Below are 17,375 nucleotides of genomic sequence, written 5' to 3' on the forward strand. Positions count from 1 at the left end.
ATCAATGAGGCTTTATTTCCAGGATGCAAGCGGTTTCACCTTCGGCGTTTCCGTTGAAGGCGAAAAAATTGCGTTAAAATCCGCAGCAACATTCGCAGGAATCGTCGCTTCAAAGCCCACAAATTGCGTATTTGGATTCGGCGCATCATAGTCGTGCGTCGGTGTCGTGGGCCAGGTTTTGATCTCAATGTCTGCTTCTGTTTCGAATACGATCAGCATTTTTTTGCCGTTTTGAGACAATTCAACCGTTTTGCCATCGACGATTTTTACCGTTGCACCCGTCAGCAAATTCCAGCGCATTTTAACAGCCTTATCCGCTGCCTTCACTTCATCCCGCACCACAACATACTTTTCATCGAGGATCGCAATGCCGCGTTTTGCATTCGAAACCCGCCCTTTATACAGCTCCGAAAGATCCGTTACGGCGAGCATTTCGTCCTTGCTTTCTGACCAAGTGTCAATTTTGGCATAGCCGTCTGCATTCATGAGCTGATCGTCAAATGACAATGTGTTATGCGCCAGATTATTGAGCCGGAAAACTTCCCACCGCTGCGAGTTCTGCGCACGGTTCCAGAGATCAACCCCTTTCGTTTCAAGCGAATTATAATCCTGCATCCCGAAATCCATGGCCCAGCGCTCACCCTGCGCATCGATTACAAATGAACCAATGTCCATATGTGCATGATTCACAGCTGGTGAACCCGTTTTCAGCCCGACAAAAATGGCATTCGGGTCAACCCACGAAGTCCGCATCAGCGCAACAGGAGACGGCCCCTGCCCTACCCATTGTTTTTTGGCAGGCGGCTTCACCGCGTCAAGGTCTGTTTTCACGCCCCAAACGAGCAGCGCTGGCAAAATGCGGTTGTGCACATGGCCGTCTGATTCGCCTTGCAGCAACTTTTTTTGTGTCCAGAGCAGTGACGGATCCTTTGTTTTTTCAGCAAACCAAAACATGGCAGGGCTAAGTCCTTCCCGCAAGCCACTGTCGCCCCAGTTGTGCGCCATGCCCGTAGGCCCAACCAGATTTTGCAAAAAACCAGCCGTTTTCAGAAACCCGGGCGCTTTTGAAAGTCCGAAGTCAGTCCCCAATGCCTTCTCTATGGCACTGACAAACAACACATTAAAGCCCGTCCCATAACCCCAGTAACTGAAACCTTCGGGATAAGCGCCGTCTGGCTCGTAAGATGGGGCCATGGCTTTCGGAACAGTTGCAATAGCGCGCGAAATCACATTTGCCGCCATTTCAGGCTGGGTTTCGGCAATGGCTAATGCGCCAAAAGTCAGGCCGGCGTTGCAGACCTGGTTCCAGTTGTGCGTCGCATTGAGGAAGAAATTATATTTTTTGTCAAATGATGGTTCAAGGCCTTTGGTCAAAATTGCATTCGCAATCGTCTTCCGTGCCTCAACTGTCAGCCCTTTGTAAAGCCAGTCGTAACCGATGGCGACAGCCATCGTCATTTCTGCGACATCCAAAAAGTGTGATGGATTCCAGTCTTCAAACGCAGCAACGGCCATCATTTCCTTCTCCGCGCGCCTGAGGTATTTTTCATTTTCAGTCGTCCGGTAAGCATATGATAATTGAAAAACACGCCTCAAACATTCACGTGATTTATCCAAAAGGCGTTTTCCGATCTTGATACGTTCCACAGGCGGCGTATCCAGCAGGCGGTCGCATTCAGCGAGGATCTCCTTGTGGATCGAACTCCATTCCGGGTGTTTTTTGATCTGAATTAGCATTGCCTGCTCCTCACCTTTCAGCAAAAGCAATCTCGGATGATCCTTTTTCATGGATTTCAAAACATCCGGATTAGACTGGCTCTGACCGGGAAATCCGCAAAAAAGCAGCATTATGGTGATTAATGTAATGATTCTTTTCATAATTAGATATTCACGTTCGTGAGCATTAGCAACGCATTTTCTTCATCCTTTTCACCGATAACTCCCGATAAATCAAGGTCTGGATATTTGCCTGAAACCGATTTTGCAATGCGGTAAAAGGCGTCATACTGAATGGGTTTGATCTGCTGATGCGTCCACGGTTTTTTGTTTTGGGCAAAAGGCAGCAACCATTTGAATGCCAACTTAATGCTTTTTCCGTCCGGTGTAACGTAATTGTAAAGATCAACGCCCACACGGTCGCTCAAAGCCGCGAGCTGAAAGAAGCCTTGCAAGTTCATGATCGAATAATTCCAGGAAACTGTGCGGGCAAGCTCGTGCGGCTGCGCGCCGCTGGTGTCAAGCTGGGTGCTGATCCGTTTTTTTGTTTGTTGTTCTAAAATTTCCTTCGCCAAATCAGGCTGACCCGTGAAAAGCGCCATTGAGACCGTTTGCACATCATACCAAGTGCCGTGATTGTTATGCTCATCCGCTTCATCCAAGCCAATCGGACTCGTCCGCATCCAGCTAAGGAATGATTTATACCAATCCTGAACCCCCTGATAATCAGCAGCCGGCAGACTTCCAGCGTTTTTGAGCAGTTGTACGCCGTCGATTAAAAGCGGAAGGGCGCGGGTGTCAATGATGCCGATTCCACGTCCGTCGGTGTGGCCGGGAATGGCTTGTCCGAAGTTCAGGTTTGGATTCATGCGCGTGTCTTTATCCAAAAACCAGGTTCTCAAAAGCGTGGCCGCGTGATCGGAATATTTCTTTTCTCCTGTAAAATACCACGCTAACGAAAGCCGGAAAACGTCCCGGCACAAACTGCCGTGGTAATCTGCATCTTTTATACTGAACCGTTCCGGATTCACTTGGCCATCTTTCCGAATGTAGGGCAGCCCGTCGGCTTTTGTAGAATCGGGCCACCAGTAAGGGCCTACGCTCATGTAATCGTGCTTGTCGCCGCTTGGCGGCACTTTGCTTTTGTAAGTTACCGAGTAAGGTCCTGATTTTAATGCTTTGTCTGCCTGCGCTAACAATTCCTGCAATGCTTTTTGGAGCTGTTTATCGCCTTTTTTGATCTTGCTTTTGGAGGCTTCGAGGAAGTTGGGATCAACCAAGAACGTCCGGACAGGATCAGCCAAATGATTATTGTCTTTGACTTTAATGCGGTCGGAGTTTTGAATCGGTAATATGGCGTGGGCAAAGGTTTCTGGTTTGGCCAATGTCGAAAAACACAAAATCAAACCAGCCGCCACTTGGGTTGCGAAGGCAAATTTCTTCATCATTAAGGGTGTTAGGAAGTGGAGAAACTGCACATTTACGTGGGTTGCGATGTTCACAACCCACGTAAAATGCAGCGTATTCGTTCAGCAATGTTATTTCATTTGGTAGCGCTTGATGCTGATCTTGGCGCTTTTACCATTGTTATTAACTGAGTTCACATACACGTAAGCGCGGTATTTTCCATCCTCCGTTTCCACCCAAACACCCGCTTCGGAACGCATATTAATGGCATAATTCGGCGCCGTAGCCATATTGAGCTGCTGAAAATCCAGGTCATCAATGTACACGCCATATTGTAAGCGCGCGAGATGAAAATCGCGCAGGTTCCATACTTTTTGCACCTTCGTGTTGCGCGTCGCGCCTGGGGGTAGAATTATACCGGGCAGGTAAGTTTTGGCGAAAGGCGCCACGAGTCCGTGCGAGAATGTAATGTTCGGAATGGAACGATACAGATACACAAGGTCGATCTTCGCGGCATTCGCTGCTGCATTGGCGGCGGTGTAAACAGCCATATCCTCAATGGAAATGAATGCTTTGGTGCTGTCCACCACATCAAGATCCAGGACCATGTCCATTTCGGCAATTTTGTATGGCCCCATGGAATAGCTTACCGATTGACCATTGCTGGCCTGTGCGGAAAACTTGAACGAGACCTCTTTTCCTTTTGCAGCGCCAGGAATGCGGTAAAAGTAACGGAGCGTGGCAGCTGAGGTGTCTTTGGTAAATGTTACATTCGTTTTGCCGCCGCTGTTCACAGACTTGCTTCCTACTTCCACGCCCACGTCCTCACCACTTCCATTGGTAGAAAACGACCGGTGTTCAAGGTAAGTCGACTCGCCGCCTGCAATGGTTGCTTCCACTTCGGCAGAAACGAGCTTGCCCATGCCCTTTGGCAGCGCCATAGCATAAGCAAATTCAATGTCCATACCGACCAGATTCGGCCCGATCGACCGCTTAATGACATCATTTTGAAGTTCCTGCTTCAATGTCGGGATGGCATATTCTTCCTCTTCACAGGACGAAAGCGCCAGGAACCCGAACAAAACAAGAATATAATACAAACAGGTATTTTTCATGATCTTGTTGTTTAAAGGTTATGGCGTTTGCACCGTAAGATTCACCGAATACGTTTTCCTGACCTTGCGATTGCCCGACACCACTGTATACTGTTTCGGGCTTGACAGATCGGAGAAATCTACTTTTCCAACGATCTTGGGATCGAGCTTGGCGTCGGTTACGAGCGTAAATTGCGGATAAAGATTGGTAAGATCCGTTCCATAGAAAACCTTCACATTGATCGTCTGCGCCGTGGTGTCAATCACCGCATTTTCTACCCTTACGGTTTGAAAATCAGGCCCTAGCAGCTCGAAGTTACTCACGTAACATTGGCTGCGGCTGGTGATCAGCAGCCCGTCCTCGTCTACCGGGAAATCTTCTTTACAGGACACCAGCACGCTGACGGTCAGCATCATTGCGGCGATCCATTTTATATTTTTTAGCATTGGAATAAATGTTAATGTTTTAAAAAAATCACAGCCACGGTGTGTTCTGGGTCAGGTTCGGGTTGCGGTCGCGCTCGCCCGGCGGAATCCGGAAAATGTAGTTTTGCTGATAAGTCCGTTCCGGTGTATTCTGGAAATATCGCTGCTGATTGGCTCCGTGCGTATCAATCCGCCAGATGCCCTCGGTATAAGGAGCGCCCCACACGCGTTCCTGTGCACGCCATCTGCGAATGTCAAATCCACGGTGCCCTTCTGCCAGAAGCTCAATGATGCGTTCCTGCTCAATGGCAGCGAAAAACGCATCCGCATTGGCGGTTTTGGTTGCTTTAAGCGCAGGCAGATTTCCCCGGTGACGGATTTTATTTACCAATGCAATGGCGTCGGCAGTAGGACCTTTCACGGCGTTGGTGGCCTCGGCATACATCAGATAAACGTCTGCGAGCCGCATTACCGGGAAGTTGTAATCGCCGTCGCTGCGTCCCTGACCGGCATAGTTGCGGAGGAACTTGCGGAACACGTAACCCGAGTTGGAGCCGTCCGTATTGTATGTCGTGTATTTCACGCCATTGATTGTAACAGGCTGGTTCCAGGTTTTGTAAATGAATGGCGACCAGCCGGTGGATTTCAGCGAAGCCAGCCCAACACTCAGTTCATAATCCCACATGATGGAAGCCTTCATCCGGTAATCGCGGTTCTTATAACTTTGCGGATTCACGGCGGAGTTTGGCGCAGTGCGTGCACCCGCGTCAGATGGGTTCATAGGAACCAATTTCGGAGCAAAATCACCCGTTACGATCGACTGATAACGATCGGCAATCTCATAACGCGGTGCCACCCAGAGTTGCGAACCTTCGTGAGAACGGCCTGCAAAGTCGCGCATCAGTTCTTCGCCCTGGCTCGTTCCAGTGCCGCCATGCGTGAAACCCATGATGATTTCGGGATCATTATTAGCCGCTGGTGTGAACAGATAATAATAGTTGGGCAGCTTGTCGGCTTTGCCCAGCGAGTCAATGTCTCCGGGCTCTCCACTCCGGAACAGCGCCAGACCATAATCATTGATCACGGAGTTAAAATCTGCGGCTGCGGCATTGTAGGCTGCTGTTGCAGCGTTTGCATCGGGCTTGAAATTTTCAAGTTCAGGCCAGCCAAAACGGTTCCAGCACGCCCAGTAAAGTTGCAGTTTCCCACGGAACGCAAGTGCAGCAGGTTTTCCCGCACGCCCCGCACCCGGCCCTTTTTCAGGAAGTTTTTCAAAAGCATAATTGAAGTCAGCCATGATGGAATCCTTCACCTGCGTGATGGGCGTCCTGGCTAATGTGGAGACATCCGCATTGCTCTCAGCGATCTTGGTAAAATAGGGCACGTCACCCCACATGGAGATCAGGCGAAAATACACCATTCCACGCAAAAGCTTCGCTTCTCCCACAATCGCTTCCAGCTTGGGAATGGACTCCGGTTTCGCAGTCCGCAGCATTCTTTCCACATTGGTGATTACGTAATTCGTGCGGTTGACGCCACCATACAGATATCTGTACATTTTGTCAAAATTGTCGCCATAACCGCTTGGATTATAGTCACCATCGTGATAAGCATCGCCTAAGCGCAGGTTGCCGCTTGTCGCACTGGTCCCGCGTGTGCGGACATATTCTCCGTGTCCGTCAAGATAATAATCACGGTCAAAAAGCGGGCGAACGGATGCATATGCCCCATTTAAGGCAAATGTTGCGTCGTCTTCGGTTTTCCAGAATGCATCGGTGGCCAGTTCAGTCGTAGGGTCCTGTTCAAGCAGGTCCTGCGTACACGAGCCCACACCGAAAAGGAGCCCTGTGACCGTGATAGCTGATAATATATGTTTGATACTTTTCATTAGAATAGCTTTTAGATGCCTATGTTGATGCCAACTGAATAGGATTTGTTCAAAGGATATGCATCGCTTCTGTTGCCGGCTTTTTCAGGATCCAGTCCGCGGAATTTGGTGATCGTGGCCAGGTTTTCGGAAGAAGCGAAGATGCGGAAGTTGGTCATGCCCAGCTTTTTGGTCAATGTTATGGGCAGGTTGTAACCCAACTGAATGTTCTTCACACGCAGGTAAGACAGGTTATCAAGCCAGAAAGTCGTTTCCTCGCGGTTGGCATTTCCGTTCAGTCTCGGCCATGCACCATCGCGGTTTTCCACTGACCATGGATTGTCCCAATGTCCCTGTGTCGAAGCGTAACGCTGTGCGCCGAAGTTGACATTGTTGTAGATATTGATCCAATAATCTTTCCGGCCGGAAGCTCCCTGCAAAAGGAATGTCAGGTCAATTCCACGCCACGAAATGCTTCCGTTTAATGCGAAGTTGGTGGTGGGGCGGTCGCGCTGAACTTTCGGGTAAGCCACTTTATCCTCATCCGAAATTCTTCCGTCCCCGTTCACATCTTTGCGTAAAATATCACCGGGAGAAGCACCTTGCGGAGTTGCATTGTACACATCCTGCCAGGTTTGGGCAACGCCTGCATCGCGGTAAGTGTACAAGAAGTGATAAGGCATATTCAGAAAGTATAACCTCTCGCCAGAAATTCGTTCCAGGATTCGAGGTTAGTCCTGTTATAGGACGCATTGACTGCCAGTGAGTAATTGACCGCGCCTTTCCTGTCACGCCACGTCACATTTCCTTCAACACCGCGGTTGCGCAGGTTACCAATGTTCTTCCGCGGCGCATCATACGCACCCGTTAGCAAGTTGGACATTTCCGAAGGACGGTTCATGCCGGTGGTAAGGCGGTCGTAATAATCGATTTCGGCCGTGAGGCGGTTGTTTAGGAAACCCAGATCCAGACCCAGGTTGAATACTTTCGTAGTTTCCCAGGACAAGTCTTTGTTCACGAGTTTTCTGTTTACAAAACCCTTTACAATCTGCCCATTAACCATATAATTGCTTGCCGCAAGCGTCGATTGCTGCTCGTAACGGCCTACACCGCTGTTGTTTCCCAGACTTCCGTAAGAAGCGCGGATCTTTCCGTTGGTGAGAATGCCGCTTGTGTAACGGTTGATAAATGCTTCCTCTGTAAAGCGCCAGCCCAGTGCTGCTGATGGGAAAAACCCGAACTGGCTGCCCGGAAGAAACCTTGAAGAACCATCCGAACGGAAGTTCACTTCGAGCAGATATTTGTCAAAAGCAGCATAATTGATCCGACCAATGTATGAGCGCAAACCTTCTGTCGAAGAATTACCGCCAGTGGATTGAATGTCCGTCAAAGCTGCGTCCACTTCGTGCAGCGAAGGATGCAGCCTGTCGTTCCTGGAAGTGGCCTGATAGCGGTCATACCAATATTCTTCGCTGTAAACGAACATCGCACCGAGCTCGTGGTTTTTGCCAATCGTCGTGTTGTAATTCAGCCTTCCGTTCAGCAAGGTTTTGTAACCTGTGTTTGTAAAATTGCCCACACCCGCATTCGGGCCTACATACACGCGGCTGCCGAATGTGTTTGTCTGGAAATTGTACGACTGATTAGGCATGGCCGCATTCCAGCGAAACTGATTGAAATAATTCAATGCGTAATCAATGCGCGCAGTCAGTCCTTTGATCGGCGTCCAGTCCACATACATGTTGGCATTCGCTTCCTGTCTGTTTTGCTTATTGAGCTGGTTGACATAGAGTGTATAAGGGTTATATGCCTGAGGATCTTCATTATACGCCATAACGCCACCAAAATTACCCGTGATCGGATCGTAAGGCAAAATACCCGGGATCGCATATTGCATATCAAAACCCGCGGTGTTCGCAGCATCGTCATCCGTGAAGCCGTCCTCCAATGCGTAGGTCATATTCGACCAGTTTCCATTGAATTTGACGCCTGTGTTAATGTTCTTGCGGACTTTGTAATCGTAGTTGAAGCGGGCATTGTAACGTTTGAAATCGTTGTTGACCTGCAAGCCTTTTTCATTCATTAATCCAACCGAAATGAAGAAATTGGACTTATCTCCGCCGCCGGAAGAAGACAGGTTATAGTTCTGCACCGAACCTGTGCGCAGGATCACATCCCACCAGTCTGTGTTCGGAAATGCAACGGGATCAATCATGCCCATCGCCATCCATTGGTCAATGGTGCCGTCTTTGAAATTGAAGTTGGAACGCAAAGTGTTTACAGCTGCCGCGCGCTGGTGAAGTGTGAGCGTGCGCGGATAATCTGCCAGAAATTCATACGACCGGGTCGGAATCTGAACGCCGTAATTTCCGGAGAAGTTGATGGATGCTTTTTCCTGGCCCTTACCCGATTTGGTCGTGATCAGGATAACGCCGTTTGCAGCGCGGGACCCGTAGACAGATGAAGACGTGGCATCTTTCAGAATGGATACAGTTTCTATATCATTCATATTCAGCCTGTTGATATCCACATCAGGCATTCCGTCGACCACCACCAGCGGACTGGCGTTGTTGACGGTCCCTAATCCACGGATCACCAGCGATGCATTATTGCGGCCGGCCATACCCGAATTCTGGTTCACGGCAAGGCCTGGCACCAATCCTGAAGACCTGATGAAACGTTGCTAAGAGAGCGGTTGGTGATCTTGTCATCGATCTTAATGGCGGAGACGGCGCCGGTGACATTCACTTTTTTCTGGGTTCCGTAGCCTACAACGACTATTTCATCCAGTGATTTGTTTTCGGGCGCAAGCTGAATGCTGATCGCCGTGCGGTTGTCGATCGTGGTCTCCTGGGGAACGTAGCCGATGAAGCTGAATGTCAGCACCGACGACGCGCCGGCAACCGTGATCGTGTAATCTCCGTCCGGATTGGTGGTGGTTCCGTTAGAGGTGCCTTTTTCGATGACATTGACACCGGGCAACCCGGCACCTTTTTCATCGGTTACCTTACCGGTAATGGTCACAGCGGCTCTGGATTCATGCCTGACGCTCGTCAGGTTGCCGCTTCTTGCCTCCGTTTGAAGCCCCGCGCACAGCCAGATTCCTGACAGGACGGCGAGACTTCCCCACGGAATGCGCGTAGAGGATTGTTTCATAGTTAAGTTGGTCTAAGATTTATTTGTGTCCACAGGTGACGCAAATCATTTTAAACCGCCCTGACTATTTTTACAAAAAATATTTAAATAGTTTATTAGATAATGATGACGATGCTCGTACTAATTTGACAAAAAGCATTTTACTTAACCTGCAATTTGGACCAGTAAGGCTTGGATTCACTATTGTTCACGAACAGGCCGTGCACATCGTAATTTCCCGGAGGAAGCGTTGCAGGAATGGTGAATTTGCCAACGCCAAGTGTAATTCCGGCTATGGCCCAACCGAAGACGACCAGCTCAGGATTAAGCTCAATTGTTGCCTGGCCCGACCTGAGACGCAGACGCGGCAGCTTGGCTGCATCGATACTGGAGTTGCCATAACCATAAATCAACGGCGAAGACTTAACAAAGAAAGATTCACCCCTGCGAACCGATAATGCGCTCACATCCCGCGTCGTTGCGCCATAAAGGTTACCTTTCCAGATAGATTCTATGCCATTGGTTTCATGTGAAGAAACATGGAAGCTCGTATGCCCGATCAATTTTTCTGCCTCAAAAAACGAAAGCAGATAAGAACCTTCCGGCAATTCGGCTGGAATGTGATCCACCTCAAGCCAGTTCCCATCGACAATCTTCGCTGGTGCCGCCATCGGGCTAGCCAGAAAATCATTCGAGAATCGTACCGAATATTTCCTGCCACGGGCCAAATTTTCACCGTACACTTTTATGGTGTCTGCGTACAGAAATTGATACTTATAACTCGGTGTCGGATAAACCATTGCACTTGGCGCAGCAAATCTCACGCCCTCGAAAGTGACTGGCTTCTGCCCGTTCAGTGTCACCTCCACATTTGTCAGGTCACCTGTGATCAGGTTCCAATCGCCCTCCATGATCATAACTGCGAACTGATCATCAAAGCTCGCTTTTATGGCCTTCCCTGTTTTTTTATTGGTGATTCTGACGACAGCGCGGGATGGTTGCGGGCTCGCTGGAATGCTGCCCACATTTTTCCCGTAGCGTAAATCGAGCTGTGTGTAGAACTGGTGGACTTGAATTTGCTTCGCGAGCAGCTCGATCTCCGGCATTCCAGAAAACCTGAAATATACTTGAAAACTGAACACCCGGTTGCCCGATTTACGGCGTAATCTGACGGACAGTGGCTTGGTTCCCCGGTAATCGTAATTGATAACACTTCCTGCGCCTGGCCGCTCTGAATCTGCTTCGAGTAAAATGTTAGGCTGCAAGGTCAGAAGCACTTCTGATTTATCACGCGTGTATCCATCCGGCAAGTTTACAATGTAACTGTTTTTGGCAGAATCAAAGCGGACAGCTTCTGCGCCAGTCACGTCGAGGGCTTTCAAAAATTCAGAAGCCGTTACGAGTCCCGTAGGCTCCGGTGTAACTTCTTCTTTGTCATTACTTTTCTTGCATTCTGCCAGTCCAACAAGCATTGCGAAGAGAAATAGAAATTTTTTCATCGGGTCGGATTAATTTACCTGCACATATTTATTTACAAAGCTCACCCAGTCTGTGCCGAACGGGACAATGACATATTTACCCGTGGGTGTGATCAAGATTTTGGTTGGATAAGCCTGCACCTGGAACGATTTCTCAACGACTTTATCAGACATTGCAACTGGGAAATTGTAGTTGTTTTTGGTCATATAAGCCGTCACTTTCGCCTCTGTGTCGCGGCAGGCAATGGTCAGGATGGACAGGTTTTTTGATTTATCAGCAATGGTGGATTCGTAAAACTTTTGCAGGTCCGGATGTTCCTCACGGCATGGTGCGCACCAAGTCCCCCAAAAATCAACCAGGATCCATTGCCCGGATAGCGATTTACTTGAATAAGATTTGTCACCCATAACCGGAAGATCAAGCGCCGGTGACTTCACTGCCTTTGCATCTATCGCGTTTCTCCAATATGCTGCGAAATCCTCGCCCGGCATTGCTTCCCGGTGTGCCGCCAACAGCTTATCCTTATAATTAGGTTCAACGAGCGTCATGGACAGCAGCGTTGCCAGCACTTGTTTCTTGTCACTTTTGGTTGTGATGAAATTCAGATATTCATCCTGAAACCCGTCTTTTTCGCGGCCAAGCAGCATATGCATGTCATAAAAATATGCGTGTTTACGGTTCTTATCCACCAGATCGGGGCTGTAAGCAAAAGCCGTTTTCAGCAAAGCCTCATCCTCCTTAGGGTCATTTGTCTGCTCTGACTTTAAAAAATTTACATACGCGTAAAGAAAGCGATACCAGGCTCGTTTGTCGAGATCAGCATTAGTAGACGATTCATTTACAACCACTTGACCGTCTTTTAACCGTACGGTCAGCTTATCTGTTAGTTCGTTCGAAAGCGGTTTCAATGCTGCATGTTTGTTCAAAATATCTGCAATCATCAAGACATAACGGCCGGCCCTGTATCGGTAAATATCCTTTACTTCTATTTCAGCATTGATGAACTTTTTCGTCAGTTTTGTCAATTTTTCAGGATCCTGAGCAGCTTCCTGGAATTGCGTTAGAAAAAACAGCGGCGCCGCCTGACGCCTGACGAGCTCGGAGGAGTCTGCGATCATTTTGGCCAAAACTTCTTTCGCAAGCGTTCTGCGTTTTGCCCGCATTTCCTGGTGGGGGCTGTCTCCTTCCTTGTTGGCAAAATCCTGTGCGAAGCTGTTTTGGATCAAATCAGTGGCCAGCTTTTCATAGGCTGGATCGGAAGCTAGTTTTTGCACATTCTCGAATGCCGCGGCTGCATCCGGCGTTTGATTGATGAACTTTTGAAAATTATTGAAATAATCACCCGCCGACGGTTTGGGCGGACCAGGAACCTGTGCAAAGCCGGATAGAAAAACAAAACAGGCAAAAATGGAGATTACTGTCGTTTTCATGGTCACAATTCGGTTTAAATGAAGGCCTTATGGTTGTGATAAAGTGTAACCGCTATATAATTTACTCAAATGTAACTAACCTGGCTGAAATTGGTGACTCTGGGTGCAGACACCATGTGCTGGAATTGTTTTTTTAAGCAAACCGCAAAATTTGAAAGCTTATCAAAAACAATTTCAAGATGGAGAATCAACAAAACTTAGAACCGACAAACGAAAACCCCGCAGACAAGTATCCTGTCCCTCCGTTTCCAAACCAGCAGCAATCGCCTCCCGGAACCGAGGCTGAATTGACGCCGAAAGCGGATCATGGCGAGCATTCACATAAAGGATCTGGCAAACTGACCGGCAAAAGTGCAGTCATAACCGGTGGTGACTCGGGCATTGGAAAAGCGGTTGCGATTGCATTTGCGCGCGAAGGAGCGGACGTCCTCATCAGTTATCTGAGTGAAATTGAGGATCAGGATGCCCAGGACACGGCGCGTTGGATTGAAGAGGCTGGACAAAAAGCCGTTTTGATCCGGGGCGATATCAGCAAGGAAGCACATTGCAAGGAAATCGTGGAAAAGGCAGTCGCGGAATTTGGAAAGATCGATATCCTGGTCAACAATGCGGCTTTTCAGATGGCACGGGAGAGCTTGCAGGACATCCCTTCTGAGGAGTGGGAATACACTTTTGCTGTGAATATCCATGCGATGTTCTATCTCTGCAAAGCTGCGGAACCGCATATGAAGCCGGGCAGCACGATCATTAATACAACGTCGGTTAATGCATATTCTCCCACTCCGGTTTTGTTACATTATGCAGCCACAAAGGCGGCGATCCAGAACTTTTCGGCCAATCTTGCGCAAATTTTACTGAAAGAAGGCAAAGGAATCCGGGTGAATGCTGTGGCGCCGGGACCGATCTGGACACCGCTCATTCCTTCAACGATGCCCGAGCCTGAAACTTTCGGTGAAGACACGCCTACGGGAAGGCCCGGCCAGCCTGCCGAATTGGCACCGGCTTATGTGTTCCTGGCGAGCGAGGAAAGCAGTTATGTTTCAGGCGCAACATTGCCCGTAACCGGTGGCAGGATCACAATTTGATTTTGACGAAAAGTCAATGTTCAGCGAACAAATATGAACAAAGGGAGGTAAACGTTGGTTTACCTCCCTTTGTTCTTCCGTGATAGACAGCTTAATGTGTAATGTCAGCCGGCTGGTTGAGAAACGAATCAAGCAATTCGAGCAACGCTGGAAAATCAACAGGCTTAACCAAATGCGCATTAAATCCCACTTCGGCGGATTTGCGCTTGTCTTCCTGCTGTCCATATCCGGAAAGTGCGATTAGCGGAAGTGCCGTGCCATGCGTGGCGCGCAGTCGTGTTGCTGTTTCGTAACCGTCCATTTCCGGCATCGCAAGGTCAAGGATGACAAGATCGGGTTGCAGCGTTTCGACTGCTTCCAATGCGTCTTTGCCTGAATAACGCGTGTGCACTTTATATCCCTTGAATTCCAGAAACAGGCTTATTGTGTAAACTGCGTCCTGATTGTCATCAACGACTAAAATCGTATTTCTCTCAGATTTTTCCATTACGGGATCTGTTTAAATGCTGTTGTAATAGGTAAATAAATAACAAATTCGCTTCCCTTGTCTGGTCCTGCACTCTGCACCTCGATTCTCCCCCCATGCTTTTCAACAAATTCCTTTACCAAGGTCAGTCCAAGACCAAGGCCGTCCCGTGAGCGCGTCCGGGAAGTATCAACTTGAACGAACAATCCGAAAATCTGGTACAGCTGCTCCTGAGGAATCCCTATGCCATCGTCCCGAACCTTTAATATAGCTTGGCCATTTTCCTGGTTCAAATCTACCCAAATCTTCCCGCCCTCGTTCGAAAATTTAATGGCATTTGACAAAACATTGCGGACAACCTGGGTGAGTCGCGCGGGATCTCCATCGAGATAAAGCGGCTGTTCCGGCAGTTCGATAATCAGATGACGATTTTCGGCTTCGGCGAATGGTTGTGCAGCCACAACCACATCCTTTACCAATGCCGAGAAATCCAGGTGTTCTAGCGACAACGAAACCTTTCCCTGGTTAATGCGGCTCACATCAAGCAGATCGTCTACGAGCCGCACAAGCTGGGCAAGCTCCCGCCGCATCATTTCGATGGCTTTGTCCAGCGGCAATTTTCCATTTTTACCACCGGTCATTTCCAGCACCATCAATGTGTTAGAAAGTGTTGCCATGGGGTTGCGCAACTCGTGGGCCAGTAATGCCAGGAACTCATCCTTGCGCCGGTCTGCTTCCCGCAATGCTTCCTCCGCATCTTTCCGGGCGGTCAAATCCCGCATCATTTTCAAAACACCTATCACATTGCCCGATTCATCCAATAACTGCGAAGTCACCCCGGAGCCAAAAAACCGCGAGCCATCCTTACGCATATGCCACCGTTCATTTTCGTATCGTCCGGTTTCAAGCGTCATTTTCATCTCATGTTCTGGCACATTATTCGCCCTGTCTTCGGGAACGAAGAATGTGTCTCCGGATTTCCCTAAAATCTCTGCCTCAGTAAAACCAAGCATTTGTTCCGCCCCTGTATTCCAGCTGCTCACATTACGGCTCGTATCCAATGTAAGGATCGCGTAATCTTTTGCACTTTCCAGAATGGCGCGCTGCTGCTGCTCGCTGTGGCGCAAAGATTCTTCGGCCTGTTTGCGGCTTGTTATGTCAAACATTACGCCGCTCATCCGGAAAGGTTTATCGTCTGCAATGCCCGTCACGCGTCCGTAACCGCTCATCCAGCGAACTTCCCCGTCATCGTCCCGCACGATCCTGAAATCCGAGTCATATAGACCATGTTGATCAATGGCGCGCCCGATTTCGGAAGAAACCCTGGGCCGGTCGTCTGCATAAATCCTGTTAAAAAAGTCATCTGACGATACAACTTCATGATCCAGTTCCATGCCCATTAACCTGAAATGCTGCGGGTTCCAGACCACCTCGTCCGTTTCCAGATTCCACTCCCACGTGCCGAGTTCGGTGGCATCAATTGCCAGGCGCAGTCGCCTTTCCGAATCAGCCAGCGCCTCTTCTGCCTTGGCACGCTGCACGGCTGCCCAGGTGCGCTCAGCGACTTCGCCAGCGAGGGAAACTTCCAAATCCGTCCATTTACGGGCATTGCGATGATGGATTTTCATCGCTGCCACCCATTTTCCTTCCTTGTTAAGCGGAGTATTGATAAATGCCCTCACGCCGATTTTGGCAAATGCGTCACGCTCCGAAGGAGTCAGTCGCGCGTCTTCCATGACATCATTAACAACCGACGTAATTCCCGTCTTACCTGCGTCGATCAGCCATTGCCCGAACTGAGCTGCTGAAAAATGCCCGACAACGGGGACCGTTTCCTCGGAAGCCAGATAATTGTGCGAAATCAGGTATTCACCCTCCTCACCTGCTATTTCTGCATACATGACGCGGTCCGCTTTAAGTCGTGTCCCGATCAGGAAAGCCGCTTTTTGCTGGATTTCGAATGAATCGGCGAGCGGCCTTAGCTTATCACTCAGTTCCAACAGGAAATTCCTCCTTTCTTCTGCTGTTTTACGCTTTGTTATGTCCCGCGCCGTCCCAAACCATTCCGTGATTTCGCCTCGCTCATCGATCAGTGGAACTGCCCTTGAAAATGTCCATCCAATGCTGCCGTCGGCTAGATAAACCTGATGCTCAAGTTCAAGGATCGTTTTGTCACGGGTGGCTTTGTCAATTGCAGCAAAAACGCGCTCCTGATCTGCGACTGGAATGTATTGCACAAACCATTTATCGTTTGTGTTAACAGTGTCAGCAAGAAAGTCAAAGCCTTTCAAACTGACCATTACGCTCCAGTCCGCGCTCATGCGGTACAAGGTGTCTGTGCTAAGGGTTGCGAGAAGACGGAACTGGTTTTCAGACTGTTCCCGTTTGTTTTTGGTTTGCTTTTGCTCGGAAATTTCGATGCATGCCCATATCCATTTGAAAAGCGCTCCATCGCGGTCAAACGTTGGCATGCCTCGCACAATATTCCAGCACCAGCCGCCATCGGGTTGTTGCAAGCGGCATTCAGCGTTGAGCATTTTCTTGCTGTGGACTGCTGTTTGCCAAAGGTTTAATGCATCATCCTTATCGTTTGGGTGGACGCATGACAGCCAACCTTGGCGCATCCATTGTTCGGGTGTCTGGCCGGTGTATGCACGCCAGGCGGGCGAATCTTTTAATGTCTGCCCCTGCGCATCTGTTTCCCAGGTGGCCTTTGCGAATGACTCAAATAATGCTTTGTACTCTGAATAATTTGGCTGACTAGAGGATCGGCCCTCGGGCACTGGATTTGGCTCGTTGATCATTGAAAATAAGTGGGCGTTATAGCCGATAAGTTTAACTAAACCTTCTTATAAGCTGAAAAACCAGCGGCGTTATTTGCATAAAATCTATGCCAATCACGGACTGAAAAGGTTCAAAACTAGTTCTGATCGCATTCCTAAACACATTACGACAAGATTTGTCAAAAAGATTCAACAAACGTATGCGGAAGGAAGCAGGAGAGAAAAGGATGCTGATTGTGGATCTTGAAACATTATATGCGCAAATCTCGGCGGGCCGTTACATTACTGATGACGGACTGAAAATAAGTGCCAGGCCAGGCGTGAATGGCTTCTTTTCCAGCGATGGAATTTACCCTTCTGCTATCGGAAATGCGGTTATTGCCAACGAGACCATCAAAGTCATCAACGCGCATTATCATTCCAAAATCCCGCTGATTAACCTGACAGAATTTGCTTCTTATTTGAAATAAACGGGATTACTAGCGCC

The 17,375-nt window shown here is 48.9% G+C and carries 14 protein-coding genes; 2 read left to right on the forward strand and 12 right to left on the reverse strand.

Going from position 1 to position 17,375, the window contains the following annotated elements; all coding sequences use genetic code 11:
• Positions 1-12 precede the first annotated feature (12 nt).
• The 10 genes from AC0IYG_RS20900 to AC0IYG_RS20945 all read right to left on the reverse strand — a co-directional run bounded on the left by AC0IYG_RS20900 (position 13) and on the right by AC0IYG_RS20945 (position 12,554).
• Positions 13-1,878: a heparinase II/III domain-containing protein gene (locus AC0IYG_RS20900; protein WP_471713001.1), complete on the reverse strand. Its 1,866-nt coding sequence runs from the start codon at positions 1,876-1,878 to the stop codon at positions 13-15.
• Positions 1,879-1,880: 2 nt separating this feature from the next.
• Entirely contained in the window at positions 1,881-3,164 is a 1,284-nt protein-coding gene (locus AC0IYG_RS20905; protein WP_471713002.1) for an alginate lyase family protein, read from the reverse strand.
• A gap of 90 nt (positions 3,165-3,254) precedes the next feature.
• The gene (locus AC0IYG_RS20910; protein WP_471713003.1) at positions 3,255-4,238 is read right to left on the reverse strand and encodes a DUF4466 family protein; all 984 of its coding nucleotides are present in this window, start codon (positions 4,236-4,238) and stop codon (positions 3,255-3,257) included.
• 18 nt (positions 4,239-4,256) lie between these two features.
• Positions 4,257-4,664, reverse strand: coding sequence for a hypothetical protein (locus tag AC0IYG_RS20915; RefSeq protein WP_471713004.1), 408 nt, complete (start codon positions 4,662-4,664; stop codon positions 4,257-4,259).
• A gap of 28 nt (positions 4,665-4,692) precedes the next feature.
• Positions 4,693-6,531 carry a RagB/SusD family nutrient uptake outer membrane protein gene (locus AC0IYG_RS20920; RefSeq protein ID WP_471713005.1) on the reverse strand — a complete coding sequence of 613 codons (1,839 nt, stop codon included), beginning with the start codon at positions 6,529-6,531 and terminating at the stop codon, positions 4,693-4,695.
• A gap of 11 nt (positions 6,532-6,542) precedes the next feature.
• Positions 6,543-7,193, reverse strand: a complete 651-nt coding sequence (locus AC0IYG_RS20925; protein WP_471713006.1) for a hypothetical protein — start codon at positions 7,191-7,193, stop codon at positions 6,543-6,545.
• A 2-nt stretch (positions 7,194-7,195) separates the two neighbouring features.
• Positions 7,196-9,133 (reverse strand): SusC/RagA family TonB-linked outer membrane protein, encoded by a 1,938-nt coding sequence (locus AC0IYG_RS20930; RefSeq protein WP_471713007.1) that lies wholly within the window; start codon positions 9,131-9,133, stop codon positions 7,196-7,198.
• A 14-nt stretch (positions 9,134-9,147) separates the two neighbouring features.
• On the reverse strand, positions 9,148-9,666 hold the full coding sequence (locus AC0IYG_RS20935; RefSeq protein WP_471713008.1) for a carboxypeptidase-like regulatory domain-containing protein: 519 nt from the start codon (positions 9,664-9,666) through the stop codon (positions 9,148-9,150).
• Between the two features lie 140 nt (positions 9,667-9,806).
• The gene (locus AC0IYG_RS20940; RefSeq protein ID WP_471713009.1) at positions 9,807-11,144 is read right to left on the reverse strand and encodes a hypothetical protein; all 1,338 of its coding nucleotides are present in this window, start codon (positions 11,142-11,144) and stop codon (positions 9,807-9,809) included.
• 9 nt (positions 11,145-11,153) lie between these two features.
• Positions 11,154-12,554: a TlpA family protein disulfide reductase gene (locus tag AC0IYG_RS20945; RefSeq protein WP_471713010.1), complete on the reverse strand. Its 1,401-nt coding sequence runs from the start codon at positions 12,552-12,554 to the stop codon at positions 11,154-11,156.
• A gap of 179 nt (positions 12,555-12,733) precedes the next feature.
• Between AC0IYG_RS20945 and AC0IYG_RS20950 the strand changes: the two genes are divergently transcribed.
• Positions 12,734-13,639: an SDR family oxidoreductase gene (locus tag AC0IYG_RS20950; RefSeq protein WP_471713011.1), complete on the forward strand. Its 906-nt coding sequence runs from the start codon at positions 12,734-12,736 to the stop codon at positions 13,637-13,639.
• A 91-nt stretch (positions 13,640-13,730) separates the two neighbouring features.
• Here the strand turns inward: AC0IYG_RS20950 and AC0IYG_RS20955 are convergent, their stop codons facing one another.
• Together AC0IYG_RS20955 and AC0IYG_RS20960 are read right to left on the reverse strand one after the other, a co-directional pair.
• Positions 13,731-14,126 (reverse strand): response regulator, encoded by a 396-nt coding sequence (locus AC0IYG_RS20955; protein WP_471713012.1) that lies wholly within the window; start codon positions 14,124-14,126, stop codon positions 13,731-13,733.
• A complete protein-coding gene (locus AC0IYG_RS20960) occupies positions 14,126-16,909 on the reverse strand; it encodes a PAS domain S-box protein (protein ID WP_471713013.1) in 2,784 nt (927 codons plus the stop codon). The genes AC0IYG_RS20955 and AC0IYG_RS20960 overlap by 1 nt, the downstream gene beginning before the upstream one ends.
• Before the next feature lie 179 nt (positions 16,910-17,088).
• Between AC0IYG_RS20960 and AC0IYG_RS20965 the strand changes: the two genes are divergently transcribed.
• Positions 17,089-17,358, forward strand: coding sequence for a hypothetical protein (locus tag AC0IYG_RS20965; protein WP_471713014.1), 270 nt, complete (start codon positions 17,089-17,091; stop codon positions 17,356-17,358).
• The last annotated feature ends 17 nt before the right edge of the window (positions 17,359-17,375 follow it).

It is taken from the genome of Dyadobacter sp. AC419 (genome assembly GCF_979253085.1).